The sequence below is a fragment of the Pacificibacter marinus genome, assembly GCF_900109555.1.
Lineage (GTDB): Bacteria > Pseudomonadota > Alphaproteobacteria > Rhodobacterales > Rhodobacteraceae > Celeribacter > Celeribacter marinus_C.
In genome coordinates this window covers 169,096-185,059 of record NZ_FNZV01000005.1, presented here as the reverse complement: position 1 = coordinate 185,059, position 15,964 = coordinate 169,096, and the positions used below count along the sequence as shown (strand labels likewise).

At 52.3% G+C, this 15,964-nt stretch carries 18 protein-coding genes; all 18 read right to left on the bottom strand.

Translation table 11 applies throughout. From position 1 onward, the window contains the following. Nucleotides 1–6 precede the first annotated feature (6 nt). Nucleotides 7–1,545: an NADH-quinone oxidoreductase subunit M gene (locus BM025_RS08595; protein ID WP_085849280.1), complete on the bottom strand. Its 1,539-nt coding sequence runs from the start codon at nucleotides 1,543–1,545 to the stop codon at nucleotides 7–9. After that, complete coding sequence (gene nuoL, locus BM025_RS08590) at nucleotides 1,545–3,677, bottom strand: NADH-quinone oxidoreductase subunit L (RefSeq protein WP_085849281.1); 2,133 nt, start codon at nucleotides 3,675–3,677, stop codon at nucleotides 1,545–1,547. Before nuoL ends, BM025_RS08595 begins: the two co-directional genes overlap by 1 nt. A 6-nt stretch (nucleotides 3,678–3,683) precedes the next feature. Beyond that, nucleotides 3,684–3,989: an NADH-quinone oxidoreductase subunit NuoK gene (gene nuoK / locus BM025_RS08585; protein WP_085849282.1), complete on the bottom strand. Its 306-nt coding sequence runs from the start codon at nucleotides 3,987–3,989 to the stop codon at nucleotides 3,684–3,686. A 91-nt stretch (nucleotides 3,990–4,080) separates the two neighbouring features. Continuing rightward, on the bottom strand, nucleotides 4,081–4,695 hold the full coding sequence (locus tag BM025_RS08580; protein WP_085849283.1) for an NADH-quinone oxidoreductase subunit J: 615 nt from the start codon (nucleotides 4,693–4,695) through the stop codon (nucleotides 4,081–4,083). Beyond that, nucleotides 4,692–5,099: a carboxymuconolactone decarboxylase family protein gene (locus tag BM025_RS08575; RefSeq protein WP_085849284.1), complete on the bottom strand. Its 408-nt coding sequence runs from the start codon at nucleotides 5,097–5,099 to the stop codon at nucleotides 4,692–4,694. Before BM025_RS08575 ends, BM025_RS08580 begins: the two co-directional genes overlap by 4 nt. After that, on the bottom strand, nucleotides 5,096–5,602 hold the full coding sequence (gene nuoI / locus BM025_RS08570; protein ID WP_085849285.1) for an NADH-quinone oxidoreductase subunit NuoI: 507 nt from the start codon (nucleotides 5,600–5,602) through the stop codon (nucleotides 5,096–5,098). Before nuoI ends, BM025_RS08575 begins: the two co-directional genes overlap by 4 nt. Nucleotides 5,603–5,605: 3 nt before the next feature. Then, complete coding sequence (gene nuoH / locus BM025_RS08565; RefSeq protein WP_085849286.1) at nucleotides 5,606–6,646, bottom strand: NADH-quinone oxidoreductase subunit NuoH; 1,041 nt, start codon at nucleotides 6,644–6,646, stop codon at nucleotides 5,606–5,608. Nucleotides 6,647–6,657: 11 nt separating this feature from the next. Continuing rightward, nucleotides 6,658–7,092, bottom strand: a complete 435-nt coding sequence (locus BM025_RS08560) for a hypothetical protein (protein WP_370738061.1) — start codon at nucleotides 7,090–7,092, stop codon at nucleotides 6,658–6,660. Nucleotides 7,093–7,094: 2 nt separating this feature from the next. After that, nucleotides 7,095–9,119 (bottom strand): NADH-quinone oxidoreductase subunit NuoG, encoded by a 2,025-nt coding sequence (nuoG, locus tag BM025_RS08555; RefSeq protein WP_085849287.1) that lies wholly within the window; start codon nucleotides 9,117–9,119, stop codon nucleotides 7,095–7,097. 137 nt (nucleotides 9,120–9,256) lie between these two features. Then, on the bottom strand, nucleotides 9,257–9,679 hold the full coding sequence (locus BM025_RS08550; protein WP_085849288.1) for a DUF5333 domain-containing protein: 423 nt from the start codon (nucleotides 9,677–9,679) through the stop codon (nucleotides 9,257–9,259). Then, on the bottom strand, nucleotides 9,672–10,184 hold the full coding sequence (locus BM025_RS08545; protein WP_085849289.1) for a DUF3291 domain-containing protein: 513 nt from the start codon (nucleotides 10,182–10,184) through the stop codon (nucleotides 9,672–9,674). Before BM025_RS08545 ends, BM025_RS08550 begins: the two co-directional genes overlap by 8 nt. 9 nt (nucleotides 10,185–10,193) lie before the next feature. Next, nucleotides 10,194–11,492, bottom strand: coding sequence for an NADH-quinone oxidoreductase subunit NuoF (gene nuoF / locus BM025_RS08540; protein WP_085849290.1), 1,299 nt, complete (start codon nucleotides 11,490–11,492; stop codon nucleotides 10,194–10,196). A 13-nt stretch (nucleotides 11,493–11,505) separates the two neighbouring features. Next, complete coding sequence (locus BM025_RS08535) at nucleotides 11,506–11,724, bottom strand: DUF5337 domain-containing protein (protein ID WP_085849291.1); 219 nt, start codon at nucleotides 11,722–11,724, stop codon at nucleotides 11,506–11,508. Nucleotides 11,725–11,736: 12 nt separating this feature from the next. Beyond that, the gene (locus tag BM025_RS08530) at nucleotides 11,737–12,645 is read right to left on the bottom strand and encodes an NADH-quinone oxidoreductase subunit E (RefSeq protein ID WP_085849292.1); all 909 of its coding nucleotides are present in this window, start codon (nucleotides 12,643–12,645) and stop codon (nucleotides 11,737–11,739) included. Between the two features lie 74 nt (nucleotides 12,646–12,719). Beyond that, nucleotides 12,720–13,928 carry an NADH-quinone oxidoreductase subunit E gene (locus BM025_RS08525; protein ID WP_085849293.1) on the bottom strand — a complete coding sequence of 403 codons (1,209 nt, stop codon included), beginning with the start codon at nucleotides 13,926–13,928 and terminating at the stop codon, nucleotides 12,720–12,722. Continuing rightward, nucleotides 13,928–15,142 (bottom strand): NADH-quinone oxidoreductase subunit D, encoded by a 1,215-nt coding sequence (locus tag BM025_RS08520; RefSeq protein ID WP_085849294.1) that lies wholly within the window; start codon nucleotides 15,140–15,142, stop codon nucleotides 13,928–13,930. The genes BM025_RS08525 and BM025_RS08520 overlap by 1 nt, the downstream gene beginning before the upstream one ends. Further along, nucleotides 15,143–15,346, bottom strand: a complete 204-nt coding sequence (locus BM025_RS08515) for a hypothetical protein (RefSeq protein ID WP_085849295.1) — start codon at nucleotides 15,344–15,346, stop codon at nucleotides 15,143–15,145. A gap of 3 nt (nucleotides 15,347–15,349) precedes the next feature. After that, nucleotides 15,350–15,952, bottom strand: coding sequence for an NADH-quinone oxidoreductase subunit C (locus tag BM025_RS08510; RefSeq protein WP_085849296.1), 603 nt, complete (start codon nucleotides 15,950–15,952; stop codon nucleotides 15,350–15,352). Between the last annotated feature and the right edge of the window lie 12 nt (nucleotides 15,953–15,964).

Here is a 15,964-nt window from a genome sequence, read left to right as displayed (position 1 = left end):
GGCTCCTTAGTGGGTTACGGCTGCGGCGACAGTTTCTGTCGGCAATGCAGCGTTATAGTTGTTCAAGAGCGCCTCGACCGAGGGCCCAATGAGGTCAGTGACCAATGCGGGATAAATCCCAAGGATCAAGGTCATCGCAACCAGTGGCGCAATGATCCATTTTTCACGCGGTGTGAGATCTTGGATTGTCTTGAGGCTTTCTTTAATCAACTCGCCCAACACAACGCGGCGGTAGAGCCACAAAGCGTAAGCGGCAGAGAAAATCACACCCGTTGTCGCGATCATAGCCACCCAAGTGTTGGCTTGGAACATGCCCATCAAGGTCAAGAATTCGCCAACGAAACCAGAGGTGCCGGGAAGGCCGACGTTGGCCATGGTGAAGAACATAAACACAAGCGCATAGGCAGGCATCCGGTTTACAAGACCACCGTAGGCATCAATTTCGCGGGTGTGCATCCGATCATAAATCACACCAACGCTGAGGAACAATGCGCCAGAAATAAACCCGTGTGAGATCATTTGGAAGATCGCGCCATCAACCCCTTGTTGATTGAGCGAGAAAATACCAGCCGTCACATACCCCATGTGCGCGATGGATGAATAAGCGATAAGCTTTTTCATATCGCTTTGCACCAGAGCAACAAGCGAGGTGTAGACAATCGCGATTGCAGACATCCAAAGGATGATATCGGCCATCATGTGCGAGGCCACAGGGAACATTGGGATCGAGAAGCGCAAGAACCCGTAGCCGCCCATTTTGAGCAAGATCGCAGCAAGCACAACTGAACCAGCCGTCGGCGCTTGAACGTGCGCGTCTGGCAACCACGTGTGGACAGGCCACATCGGCATTTTCACCGCGAATGAGGCGAAGAAGGCGAGGAAAGCAAGCATCTGCAATCCGCCAACAACTTGAATACCAAGCAGGCTGAAGGTCTCGGTTGAGAAATCATGCGCCATCAATGCGACGATGTCTGTCGTGCCTGCATCCATGTACATCGCGATCATCGCGACCAACATAAGAACAGACCCAAAGAACGTGTAGAGGAAGAATTTGAACGACGCATAGATGCGGTTCGCGCCGCCCCAGATGCCGATGATCAAGAACATCGGGATCAGGCCAGCTTCAAAGAAGACGTAGAACAACATCAAGTCAAGCGCACAGAACACGCCGAGCATCAGTGTTTCAAGCAACAAGAACGCAATCATGTATTCTTTAACGCGTACTTTCATGTCCCATGTCGACCAGATCACCAGCGGCATAAGGAATGTTGTGAGCATCACGAACAGAACCGAAATCCCGTCCACGCCCATTTTGTACTGCAGACCCATGATCCAATCGGCCTGTTCGACCATTTGGAAGCCTGTGTTTGACGGGTCAAACTGTGCAATAACAAACAGCGACACCAAGAATGTGATCACCGTTGCAAACAGCGCCAGCCGTTTTGCGTTGAGTTGCGCCACCTCGTCGTCCCCGCGCAAAAACAGCGTCAGAACCAAGGCCGCTACAGCCGGAAGGAAGGTGATAAAGGAAAGGACGTAATCCATCAGTGAGCCCCTCCGCCGATCGTCATCCAGGTGATCAAAACGACAACCCCCAGAACCATCGCGAATGCGTAAGTAAAGATAAAGCCAGACTGCAAACGACCCGCAAGCCGTGTGAAGAAAGGAACGATGCCAAGGGCAAGTCCGTTGATAGCGCCGTCGATGGTTTTCACATCGCCACGCTGCCACAAGAACCGCCCCAAAGCCAAAGTGGGTTTTATAAAGATCGCGTTGTACAGCTCATCAAAGTACCATTTGTTCAACAAGAACTGATACAAAGGTTGCTGATCTTCGGCCAATTTGCGCGGCAAATCTGGCTTGCGAATATAGAACACCCAAGCCGTGATAAAGCCGATAACCATAGCAATGAACGGTGACAATTTCACCCAGTTCGGCACGTGGTGCGCGTCGTCCAAGATCGTGTTGTCAGCGGCAACAAAGATCGCGCCCTGCGGTGCTTCAAGCACCATCATGTCAACACCGTGATCCGCAGCGGCGCCATGTTCTGCCCCGTGATCTTCTGCAAGAATTGCTGCCCCATGATCCGTCGTTGCGACATCTTCATGTGCTTCAACCGTGCCATGCCCTTCTGCGGCTTCAGCGTGATGTGCTGGGATGCCAAAGAATTCATTGTGCTTGTCGTGATCACCAAAGAACGACCCGTACCAAATCATACCAGAGAACACCGCACCCAAGGCCAAAACAGCCAATGGGATCAGCATCACTTTAGGGCTTTCATGTGCGTGATCATGCGTATGTTTGTCGCCGCGCGCTTGACCGTAGAAGGTCAAGAAAATCAAACGCCATGAGTAGAACGACGTGAACAAGGCCGCGATAACCAGCATCCAGAAAGCATATCCAACACCAGAAGCATAAGCGCTTTCGATGATCGCATCTTTTGAAAAGAAGCCCGCAAAACCCAGATGTGTGAACGGAATACCAACACCTGTGATGGCCAACGTACCGATCATCATCGCCCAGTATGTGGCCGGGATTTTTTTGCGCAGTCCACCGTAGTTGCGCATATCTTGTTCGTGGTGCATTGCGTGGATCACAGACCCCGCGCCCAAGAACAACATCGCTTTAAAGAAAGCGTGCGTCAAAAGGTGGAACATCGCAGGACCGTAAGCGCCAACACCGACAGCCACAAACATGTAGCCAAGCTGTGAACAGGTTGAGTATGCGATCACACGTTTGATGTCGTTTTGAACCAAGCCGACAGTCGCGGCAAAGAACGCTGTGGACGCACCGATGTAGACAATAAAGGTCTGTGCTTGTGGCGCGTATTCGAACAAAGGCGACATGCGTGCCACCAAAAACACACCCGCTGTCACCATGGTCGCGGCGTGGATCAAGGCGGACACAGGTGTCGGGCCTTCCATCGCGTCGGGCAACCATGTGTGTAAGAAGAGCTGAGCAGATTTACCCATCGCGCCGACAAACAAGAGGAATGCCAACAAGTTCGCCGCGTTCCATTCAGTCCACAAGAAATGCAGCTGTGTGTTCGCCAATTCAGGCGCTTTTGCAAAAACCACATCCATGTCGATGGAGCCGGTCAGGTAGAACAGGCCAAAGATACCAAGCGCGAACCCAAAGTCACCCACACGGTTAACGATGAACGCTTTCATCGACGCAGCACCCGCAGATGGCTTTTTAAAGTAGAAGCCAATCAGCAAGTACGAGGCAACGCCCACGCCTTCCCAACCAAAGAACATCTGTACCAAGTTGTCAGAGGTCACCAGCATCAGCATAGAGAAGGTAAAGAACGATAGGTAGGCAAAGAACCGTGCGCGGTAGGGTTCAGCATCCGAGAAGTTCTCGTCATGCGCCATGTAACCGAAAGAGTACAGGTGAACCAATGCAGATACAGTATTGATTACAATGAACATAATCGCAGTCAAGCGGTCGACACGAATGCCCCAAGTTGTGGACAACTCGCCGCTTTCAATCCAGCGGAACAATTCAACGTGCTGTATCGTGCCATCAAAAGTGAAAAACACAACCCACGACAACAAAGCCGCCAACATCAACAACCCAGTGGTTAGATACTGTGCGTTTTTTTCGCCAATGATCCGCCAGCCAAAGCCGCCAATAATAGCACCCAACAGTGGGGCAAAGAGGATAATTTTTTCCATGTGCCCTTACCCTTTCATCACGTTGATGTCTTCAACATCAATCGTGCCGCGGTTGCGGAAGAAGCCTACGAGAATAGCCAGACCAATCGCGGCCTCGGCTGCTGCAACCGTCAGGACCAGCATGGTGAAAATCTGCCCGACCAGATCACCCGAAAAGGATGAAAAGGCCACGAGATTTATGTTGACCGACAACAGGATCAATTCAACGGACATCAAAATGATGATCACGTTCTTTCGGTTCAAAAAGAGACCGAAAATCCCGATGACAAACAGCGCTCCTGCGACTGCTAGGTAATGTTCAAGTCCGACCATGTCGTCCCTCAGTTCTTTTTTCGCGCCTTTGTGGCGGCTTTTCAGTTCAGGGCAGCGGACCGCCCGTCGGTTTTAGGATCTGCGCAGAGACTTAAAGCCCCTGCCCCGATTTCACGTCTTTAAGTTCCATCGCCTTGGCTGGATCGCGGTGCATCTGGGCGATAACGTTTTGGCGTTTCACATTTGGATTATGACGCAAAGTCAAAACAATCGCGCCGATCATAGCCGTCAGCAAAACCAAACCTGCAAGTTGAAACAACAGCAGGTATTCATCGTACATCAACAGCCCCAAAGCGGCGGTGTTGTGAACTTCCGTGCCTTGGATATCACCGAGAGAGGCAGCAACATTAACGCCTTCGGCCACATGCCAGTCACCAAATGCGATGCTCAGCTGCATCAAGACGACAACGCCGATCAGCAAAGCAAAGGGCATAAATTTCGCCATGCCGCCGCGCAACTCTGCAAAATCGACATCCAGCATCATCACCACAAAGAGGAAAAGCACCATCACGGCGCCCACGTAAACGATGATCAACAGCATCGCGACGAATTCAGCGCCAAGCAGGACAAAAAGTCCCGATGCGGACAAAAAGGTCAAAATGAGCCAGAGCACAGAGTGGACGGGGTTGCGCGCCACCACTGTAAACAGACCCGACGCCACCAATAGAATGGCGAAAAGGTAAAATGCGTAATCCGCGACAGTCATGCACTGTCCTCCTGCTTTTCGGCGAACACTTCGGTGACGAAGCCAAGCGCCTTTGACATTGCGGGCAAACCGCCCAGCATCGACATTTGATAGATCGTTTCACCGATCTGCTGTTTTGTGGCCCCAGCTTTTAGTGCATTACGCACTGTCGCTTTAAACGGTGCTTCGGCTTGTGCGCCCAATACCGTTTGGCCGGCCAAAACCACGAGAAGACGCGTTTTGGCGTCCAGACCCTCGGGGTTAAATTTTGTACCCCACATCATGTCCAACTGTTCAGTGGACAGGGTGGGAAAAAGCTGATCAAGGCCCGGCATCTCAAAATCTTTGAGCGCAGGGTTAAACGCTTCGGCCATCTTTTGGCCTTGGGCAGTCATATCCTCGAAAAGCTTTTTAAAATCGGTCATCGGTAAGGTGCATCCAATTCAAGGTTGCGAGCAATTTCTGCTTCCCAACGTGCGCCGTTGTCCAAAAGCTTTTCTTTATCGTAGAATAACTCTTCGCGGGTTTCCGTTGCGAATTCGAAATTTGGGCCTTCAACAATCGCATCCACAGGGCAAGCTTCTTGGCAGAATCCGCAGTAGATGCATTTTGTCATATCGATATCGTACCGCGTTGTGCGGCGTGATCCGTCATCGCGCGGTTCCGCGTCGATGGTGATCGCTTGCGCAGGGCACACGGCCTCACACAATTTACACGCGATACAGCGCTCTTCGCCATTAGGGTAACGACGCAATGCATGTTCGCCGCGAAAACGTGGGGACAAAGGCCCCTTTTCGTGCGGGTAGTTGATCGTTGCCTTGGGGCTAAAGAAATACCGCAAACCGATCCGAAAACCAGCGATGACGTCTGTCATCAAGAAGTATTTCACAGCGCGGGTGTAGTCGAATTCTTGTTTTGCCTGAGCCATGATTTAGCCTCCAATTGCCCAGCGGGCGTAAGCACCGCCGAAGGCACCGAATTGCGCAAAGAATGCCACGAGAACGACCCAAGCGAGTGACAATGGCAAAAAGACTTTCCAGCCAATGCGCATCAATTGGTCGTAGCGGTAGCGAGGGGTGATCGCCTTTACCATCGAGAAGATAAAGAAGAAGAAACCCATTTTGAGGATCATCCAGAAGATGCCATCAGGCAGACCTGGAATAGGTGACAACCAACCGCCGAAGAACATCAGCGAGATCAGCGCACACATCAAAACCACGGCCATCAATTCGCCCATCATGAACAAAAGGAATGGTGTGGATGAGTATTCCACTTGGTAGCCCGCCACGAGTTCGGATTCTGCTTCGGGCAAATCGAACGGTGGGCGGTTTGTTTCGGCCAAGGCAGACACAAAGAACAACACAACCATTGGGAAATGCGGGATCCAGTACCATGAGAAGATACCAAAACGGCCATCTTGCGCGGCCACGATATCGCCAAAGTTCATAGAACCTGATGAAATGATCACACCGATAATGATGAGCCCGATTGAGACCTCATACGAAATCATCTGCGCGGCAGAACGAAGTGCGCCAAGAAAAGGATATTTCGAGTTGGACGCCCAGCCCCCCATGATCACGCCGTACACTTCAAGCGATGAAATCGCAAAGATATACAAGATCGCGACGTTGAGATCAGAGATCACCCAACCGTCATTCCAAGGGATAGCAACCCAAGCGATTGTTGCCATGACAAAGGTGATCATTGGCGCGAGGTAAAAGACAAATTTGTCAGCCCCCGCAGGCACAACCACCTCTTTGACGATATATTTGATGAAATCCGCAAAGGATTGCAGCAAGCCAAAAGCGCCAACAATGTTGGGCCCTTTGCGCATCTGAACCGCAGCCCAGATTTTGCGATCGCCATACATCAAAAAGGCGAGTGCGATAAACAAAGGCAACAGAACCAACAGACATTGTCCGAGGATCATAAGCGCAATGCCAAGATTTGTTGTCGTGAAAAATTCGACCATTTCGTAGTCCTTCACACCGTCGGTATTCTAAATTCGCGGCAATTCGAAACGATGACCTCAGCGTCAATCGTTCGCAAACCATCGGGGAGCGCTGATGAGATGGTGTAAACAGCATCCGCACGCCAAATTCCAGCCTCTTGTGAGACATTTGTTCGCAAGTGACGCGCAAATCCAAAGCCTCGGATCAACGCGTATTGTGCAGCGGCACATTCCGAATATGCCGCCACGTCGTTTTTGGTCGCCTGACCAGTCACGGACACGATGAAATTCACCAAATCCCCGTCCAAAAGGCGTGTTTCCACGCCCAAATAGGTCGGCATGCCTTGTGCACGGCTGACGTCTGGCGCGTTTTGCACACAGCCCATAACAACGGCCGACAAAACACACCCAAGGGTGATTTTGGCGACACGCTGTGAAAGGCGTTTGTATGTGTGCGAGACGCTCATTCTTATTCGGCCGCCAATGTTTCTTCGGAACGGGCTTTTGCAGCGGCTGACAGTTCGGCCATCAAAGCCGACGCACGTGCAATCGGGTTTGTCAGGTAGAAATCTTTCACAGCATAACGGATCGATGCTTTTGCAGGCTTGCGCAAAGGCACGCGTTTCCAAGCATTCTCTGTCACGTGATCCAACTCGGCAAAGTGCGGTACAGCTTCAACCAGCGCCGTACGCAAACCCGCCAATGTGGAATACGCCAAAGTCGCGTCAAGTTCAGCAGACAAAGCCCGCAAAATCGCCCAGTTTTCTTTCGCATCCCCAGGAGGGAACGAGGCGCGCGCAGCCAATTGTGGACGCCCTTCTGTGTTAACGAACAGACCGGATTCTTCGGTATAGGCAGCGCCGGGGAAAATCACGTCAGCGCGGTGTGCGCCACGATCGCCGTGCGACCCTTGGTAGATCACGAAAGCTTCGCCAGCAATTTCAACTTCGTCAGCGCCCAAGTTGTAAACCACTTCGGCTCCATCAAGCGCCGCATCAAGACCACCGTCTGTCACAGCGTCAATGTCCATCGCACCAACGCGGGACGCGGCAGTGTGCAAGATCATCAATTTCGCGCCAGAGTTTTCCGCCAGTTTCATCGCTTGTGACAAAACAGCTTCGCCGTCGGCCTCGTGCAAGGCACCTTGGCCAACGATAACCAATGTATTTTTCTCATCACGAGTCTCGGCAGAGATTTCACGTCCAGCCAATTCCACAAGCGCGGCACGATCTGTGCCGACGTGATGGTATTCGTATGTCAGATCAACAGCTTCACCGATCACACCCACATCTGCGCCGCGCGCCCAAGCCGCACGGATACGCGCATTCAAAACGGGCGCTTCTTCGCGAGGGTTTGTGCCGATCAATTGGATCATATCAGCTGTGTCGATGTCTTCGATGGTCGCGGTGCCAACGTAGGCAGAACGATTTCCGGCGGGCAATTTCGCGCCATCCACACGGGATTCAACTTTACCACCAAGACTTTCGACCAATTGCTTCAACGCGAAAGCCGCCTCAACAGGTACGAGATCACCGATAAGACCGGCAACTTTTTTGCCCTTCATACCTTTGGCAGCAAAGGCCAAAGCTTCGGACCAGCTTGCTTTGCGCAGCTTGCCGTTTTCACGGATGTAGGGCGTGTCCAAACGCTGACGACGCAGCCCATCCCAAACGAAACGTGTTTTGTCAGAAATCCACTCTTCGTTCACGCCATCGTGGTTGCGTGGCAAAATGCGCATCACTTCACGGCCTTTGGTGTCAACGCGGATGTTTGATCCCAAAGCGTCCATCACATCGATGGTTTCCGTTTTGGTCAATTCCCAAGGACGCGCGGTAAAGGCGTAGGGTTTTGATGTCAGCGCGCCAACGGGGCAAAGATCGATGATGTTACCTTGCAAGTTGGACACGAGCGTTTCGTTCAAATAGCTGGTGATCTCGGAATCTTCGCCGCGCCCCGTTTGACCCATTTGCGTGATGCCTGCGACCTCAGTCGTGAAGCGCACACAGCGGGTGCAAGAAATACAGCGCGTCATGGTTGTGGCAACGAGTGGCCCCAAATCCAAGTCTTCTGTCGCGCGTTTTGGTTCGCGGAAGCGTGAGAAATCAACACCGTAAGCCATGGCTTGGTCTTGCAAATCGCATTCGCCACCTTGGTCACAGATCGGGCAATCCAGCGGGTGATTGATGAGCAAGAATTCCATCACGCCTTCGCGGGCTTTTTTCACCATTGGTGAATTGGTTTTCACCACGGGTGGTGCACCTTCTGGGCCGGGGCGCAAATCTTTGACCTGCATCGCGCAAGATGCAGCAGGTTTGGGCGGGCCGCCAACGACCTCGACCAGACACATGCGGCAGTTGCCTGCGATTGAGAGACGCTCATGGTAGCAAAAGCGCGGCACTTCGATCCCTGCGACTTCACAAGCCTGCAAGATCGTCATGGCCGGATCGACCTCGACTTCATTTCCGTCAATGATAAGTTTGCGCGTATCTGCCATATCACGTCACCTGTGTTTCATGAAGGTGCCGCACGCGGTATGCGCCGCACCTTCGGTATTTAGAGGCACCTTTTACAGCGCCGATTTGATCTCACCCGCGAAGATGCGGGAACTGAATACGAAAGGGCTGAGGCCCCTCAATTACGACTGCGCAGCAAAGACCCCGTCAAAGAATTTACTGCAATTTCTTGTTGTCCAAGTGTGCACAAATCTACGCCACTTGTCGGGTTCAAGCCTTTGGACTTCACATAAATTTCGCCAAGGCGACGCATGCGCGATTTTTCTGCATCACTTTCGACATATGCTTTGATTTCAGCGTCCGAATACCCAAGCTTAGACGCCTTGGTTTTCAGCCCCCAAAGGACATTCAACCCTTTGAGTTTACGCGCATCAATGCTGGTACATTTGTCGGAAATCTCAATCGCGAGCGCGACGGCAAACATAGGTCTGTCGATTGTTGGTTCATCGCGCAGATCCTTGGCGATGGCCGCACTCGCGGCAATGCCAGAAAGAGGAACCAAAAGCAGGGATGTAAAGATAAGGGTTTTAAACTTAGACATGTTGGGACTCCATAACAGGTGGCGTGCATGCATTTGTGATGTGCAATTGCGCTTCTTTTAGATACGACCAGCCAAAGGCGTGATCGCTGTCCCCATGTTTTTCCTTGTAGGCAAGGCGTTCAAGCGCCTCATCCAAGCTGGGCTTATGCCCTTGCTCTACGTACCACATTACAAAGTGCTGGCCACCCAAGATTTGGAACCACTCTTCGCGACGGTCGTAGAATTTCTTGTGAACCGTGTTGAAAACGAAATGCTCTAAGCTCTGCACGTCTTCCCACACGGTCATATTGGCAACGAACTGTGGATCGTCGCCAATAGCATTTTCGGTGTTTCCGGTGCCCGGTTCGCCCGAGCCTTCCATCATCCAAACAAAGCCCGGCATGCGTTTACCAAGACCATTCACCATATCCAGTGCGCCCATAAAATCGGCCACGCGCGGATCATCGGTCGGCGCAATGAGTCGTCCGATGTTGAGTTCCGCTATATGTGTTCCAATGGGCTGCATCTGTGTCTTTTACTCCGCCGCCATCGCGCCCATACGGCCCGATTTTTGTGCTTTGATACGGTCTTCAATTTCTTCGCGGAAGTTGCGGATCAAGCCTTGGATTGGCCAAGCTGCAGCGTCGCCGAGCGCACAAATTGTGTGGCCCTCAACCTGCTTGGTTACATCCCAAAGCATGTCAATCTCTTCCAGTTCAGCTTCGCCTTTTACCAGACGATCCATCACGCGCATCATCCAACCTGTGCCTTCGCGGCACGGCGTACATTGGCCACAAGACTCGTGTTTGTAGAACATAGACAGGCGGTGGATGGCTTTGATGATGTCGGTGGATTTGTCCATGACGATGACCGCAGCCGTGCCAAGGCCAGAGCCAAGCTCACCGCGCAAATAGTCAAAGTCCATGATCGCGTCTTTCATATTTTCGCCGCGCACCAATGGCACGGATGACCCACCGGGGATCACCGCCAACAGATTGTCCCAACCGCCGCGAATACCGCCGCAGTGGGTTTCAATCAACTCTTCAAACGAGATCGACATGGCTTCTTCGACAACACACGGGTTGTTGACGTGACCAGAGATCGCGAACAATTTCGTGCCCGCATTGTTAGGGCGACCAAAGCCCGCAAACCACTCAGGGCCGCGACGTAAAATGGTCGGTGCAACTGCGATGGATTCAACGTTGTTCACAGTGGTCGGACAACCGTACAAGCCCGCGCCCGCTGGGAACGGTGGCTTCATCCGTGGCATGCCTTTTTTGCCCTCTAAGCTTTCGAGCAATGCAGTTTCTTCACCACAAATATACGCCCCTGCCCCATGGTGCAGATAGACATCCATGTCCCAACCTGATTTGGCTGCGTTCTTGCCCAAAAGGCCAGCGTCGTAGCATTCATCAATCGCCATTTGCAGCGCTTCGCGTTCGCGAATGTATTCACCGCGCAGGTAGATGTAGCAGGCGTTTGCATTCATTGCGAAGGACGCGATCAACGCCCCTTCGATCAGCGTGTGCGGATCGTGACGCATGATTTCGCGATCTTTACATGTACCAGGCTCAGATTCATCCGCGTTGATCACCAAGTAGCTTGGGCGACCATCGGATTCTTTGGGCATAAACGACCACTTGAGACCCGTTGGAAAACCCGCGCCACCACGGCCACGCAAGCCAGAGGCTTTCATCTGGTCGATGATCCAGTCACGACCTTTTTTGATGATGCCGGCGGTGCCGTCCCAATGTCCACGCGCCATAGCGCCTTTGAGGCTGCGATCATGCATCCCGTAGATATTGGTAAAGATCCGATCTTGATCTTTGAGCATAGCGTCTCTTCCTTCAGCTACTCTGGCGCGCGCGCCAGATCTGATAAATCACGATAAGCGCCCACACAAATGCGGCGAGCGCCAAGAGGTCGAATAGCACTGCATACCGAGTGGTCAAACCCAATGTGCTACCAACCCACTGAGCCCCAATCCAAAGAACCATCGTTCCAGCAATAACCAGCGAGACAAGTCGCGCTTTTTTCGCCAGACGTGAGTCTTTATCAGGAGCCATGTTTCAATCCCATCAATACACGTCGCCTTTTTTGACGCGTTTTGAAAATTCTGTTTCCCCGCCCTTTGCGAGAACTTTAGCCTGACTGCTCCATTCGGTAATCTGCGCTGCAGATGACCGTGTGAGCTGTTCATCAAGCCAAGTGATTTCTTTTTTGCGCAGACCTGCGATCTGATCAAAGTGGTAAAACCCAAGACCATTCAGCGTTTGCTCAAGCTTTGGCCCAACCCCTTTGAGTTGTTTCAAATCATCCGCCCCACTCGCACGTGCTGCGGTCAAAAGCGCCGGCTTGCCGTCTTTGGCCACAGCTGCTTTTGCAGATGGTGCTTTTGCGGCTGCAGGAGCTTTCGCTGCGACTGGTGCTTTGGTGGCAGCGACTTTAGCAACTGGTTTTGTCGCCGCCGCTTTGGCTGTTGTCTTTTTCGCAGGCGCTGCTTTTTTCGCGGCAGGTGCCGTTTTGGCTGCAGCGGCAGCTTTAGGCTTTGCTGGCGCTTTCGTTGCTGCCTTTTTAGGAGCCGCTTTTTTAGGGGCTGCCGCGACAGGATCAGCAACAACTGGTGTGGTATCCACATCAGCCGTTTGAGTTGCAGCCGCGCTCATATCAATCGCAGCGACCGCGGTGTGCTCAGGTGCGTTCGCCGCTGAAGTTGCGGCAATATCTTTTGCTGTTGCATCAGAGGCTGCAGTGACCGCTGCTTGTTGCTGCGCTGTACGATCCGCCAAATCGCTTTCGGCTTGTGGGTCTTTGTACCAGCCGATCCACAATAGAATGCCAACCAAAACAGCAAAGAGAACCCCGACGATAAGCGAGGCGACGGTTGAGTAATTGGCAATATAAAGTAGCGCCAAAAACGCCAAAATTCCTGCTATGGCCGATATCAGCCATATTCTTTGCGTATTACTTGATGTTGTCTCACTCATTGCCGTACTCCTTTACTGTCCCTGTTGAACTGAGGTGTGGCACTTTCGGCCACTTACCCGTTTGGTCGTAAAAATCAGTATTTCGCGCGTTTAGAGAATTCGGTTGTGCCGCCTTCGGCAAGAATTTTGGCTTGCTCGACCCATCCATCGCGTTCGATGCGGCCTTTGAATTTCAGGTTGTCATCCACCCATGAAATTTCTTCGGCTGTCCATTTTGCGATTTGATCAAAATGCCAGAACCCTAGTGTGTTCAGCGTTTCTTCTAGTTTTGGCCCAACACCTTTGAGCATTTTCAAATCGTCAGCACCGGCTTTGCGTGGCGCTTTCATGGTGCGAGGTTTCTTTTGAACGGCAACAGGAATGTTATCCGCAACTGTTGCTTTTGGTGCTGCAGGAACCGATTTCTTTGCAGGCGTTGCCGCTGGTTTCACATCAGGTTTGCCGACAGATTTTTCTGCCAATTTCTTTGATGGCACCTTGGTGGTAACCGCTTTTGCCTTTTTGTCAGCCGCTTGTTGCACCGCCGATTTTGCGGGAGCCGCTGGTTTTGGTGGTTTGGCACCTGTGCGTGCGCCACCTTTGAGCCAAGGTGTCAGCAAAGGCACTTCGGTCCCATCAATACGTTTTAGCGTATCACCGATATCTGCGGCCAAAGCCACAGACGCGTTGTATTGGTTTTTATCTGTATCGCCACCAGTCAAAGACGTGAGACCAGACAAAGGCTCTGCTGCGAAGCGCCCGTTTTGCGGGCCCGGCAGTGGGACATTGCCAGCGGCCATATCGTCGATCAGTTTGCCGAAGTTTTCAGCAGACAGGTCTTCGTAATAATCTTTGCCGATTTGCGCCATTGGTGCGTTGGAACACGCGCCCAGACATTCGACTTCTTCCCAAGAAAACTTGCCGTCCGCAGACACGGTGTGCGGCGTTGGGGAAATTTTCGCTTTAGCGACAGCCATCAGGTCTTCGGCACCACAGATCATGCAAGACAAAGTCCCACAGATTTGGATGTGCGCAACAGTGCCCACAGGCTGCAGTTGGAACATGAAATAGAACGTCGCGACTTCAAGCACACGGATGTAAGGCATGCCAAGCATGTCGCCAATGTGTTCGATCGCGGGCTTTGTCAGCCAGCTTTCTTGTTCCTGAGCGCGCCACAACAACGGGATCACCGCAGATTGTTGACGTCCTTCTGGGTATTTCGTGATTTGCGCTTCGGCCCAAGCTTGGTTGGCAGGAGTGAAGGCAAAAGATGCGGGTTGTTCAGCGTGCAGACGGCGTAGCATTAGCGGTCCACCTCCCCAAAAACGATATCCATGGTGCCGATGAGCGCTGCAACGTCAGCCAACTGGTGGCCTTTCGCAACGTGATCCATCGATTGAAGGTGCAAGAACCCCGGAGCGCGGAGTTTGGCACGATAAGGTTTGTTTGTCCCGTCAGAGACCATGTAAACGCCGAACTCCCCCTTGGGGGCTTCCACAGCAGCGTAAACTTCGCCCTCAGGCAACTTGAAGCCTTCGGTGTAGAGCTTAAAGTGGTGGATCAGCGCTTCCATTGACGTTTTCATATCGCCACGTTTGGGCGGTGTGAGTTTGCCACGGGCTAGAATATCACCTTGGCCCTCAGGCGCACGGAGTTTTTCAATCGCTTGCAAGATGATCTTGGTGGATTCTTCCATTTCCGCCATGCGCACGAGGTAGCGATCATAACAATCGCCATTCTTGCCCACAGGGATTTTGAAATCGAATTCGTCGTACAGCTCGTAAGGCTGCGAACGACGTAAATCCCACGCCAAACCAGAGCCACGCACCATCACGCCAGAGTAACCCCAATCAAGGATCTCTTGCTCGGAAATGATACCAATGTCGGCGTTACGCTGTTTGAAAATCCGGTTTTCGGTCAAAAGCGTATGGATGTCAGCGATCATTTTCGGGAATTCAATTGCCCACTTTTCGATATCGTCGATCAGCTTTGGCGTCAGATCTTGGTGGACACCACCGGGGCGGAAATACGCAGCGTGCAAGCGAGCACCAGAGGCGCGCTCGTAGAAAATCATCAGCTTTTCACGCTCTTCAAAACCCCAAAGCGGCGGCGTGAGCGCGCCCACATCCATCGCTTGTGTGGTGACGTTTAAAAGGTGGTTCAACACGCGGCCAATTTCAGAAAACAGCACACGGATCAACGAGGCGCGACGTGGAACTTCAACGCCAGCAAGACGCTCAATCGCCATACACCAAGCATGTTCTTGGTTCATCGGCGCCACGTAATCAAGGCGATCCAAGTAAGGCAAGTTTTGCAGGTAGGTGCGGCTTTCCATCAACTTTTCTGTGCCACGGTGCAACAGACCGATGTGCGGGTCGGCCCGCTCAACGATTTCACCATCCAGTTCCAACACCATGCGCAACACGCCGTGCGCCGCAGGGTGTTGAGGCCCGAAGTTGATGTTAAAATTGCGGATCTTTTGTTCGCCCGTCAGAACGTCGCTCACATTGCCATCCATCTAATAGACCCTCGCCATATTGGCGCGCGGCTGGTCACAACCTGCGCCGAAGGTTACTTTTACAAAAGCGTCGAGCGACACAACAAACGTGTCTGCCCAGCTTTGCATATTATGCGTCAACAACAGGATAATCCCATCGCGACGGTTCAATTCACGGCCTGTCAGCGCCTCACTTGGGCTCAAGTTTGGGTGCGACTGCGTCAAACGCTAGGCCTCCGGTTTCTCATCGCCAGGAAGGACATATTTGGCCCCTTCCCAAGGTGAGAGATTGTCAAACTGACGGTATTCTTGCGTCAAGGACACAGGTTCGTAGACAACGCGCTTGAGCGCCTCATCATAGCGCACTTCTGTGTAGCCTGTGGTCGGGAAATCTTTGCGCAAAGGATAACCACGGAACCCGTAGTCTGTCAGCAAGCGACGCAGATCTGGGTGACCCGAGAAAATGATGCCAAACATGTCAAAGACTTCACGCTCGAACCAGTTGGCCGAAGGATGAATGTCGACGATAGACGCGATCATTTCGTCTTCGCGCACAGCCGTTTTAATACGGATGCGGTGGTTTTGGTACATGGACAAGAAATGATACACGACATCAAACCGCGCAGGGCGGGTTGGATTGTCAATCGCAGTGATGTCCACCAAGCTTGAGAACTTGCAGGTTGTGTCAGATTTCAAGAAATCGACAAAATCCACAATGCCCGCAGGTGACACGGTCACAGTCAATTCGCCAAACGTAATCTCGGTTGAGACCACATCGTCAGGGCGTTTCAATTCGATATGCGCCGCCAGAATTTCAAGTGCTTCGCTCATAGGTCCGTCTCC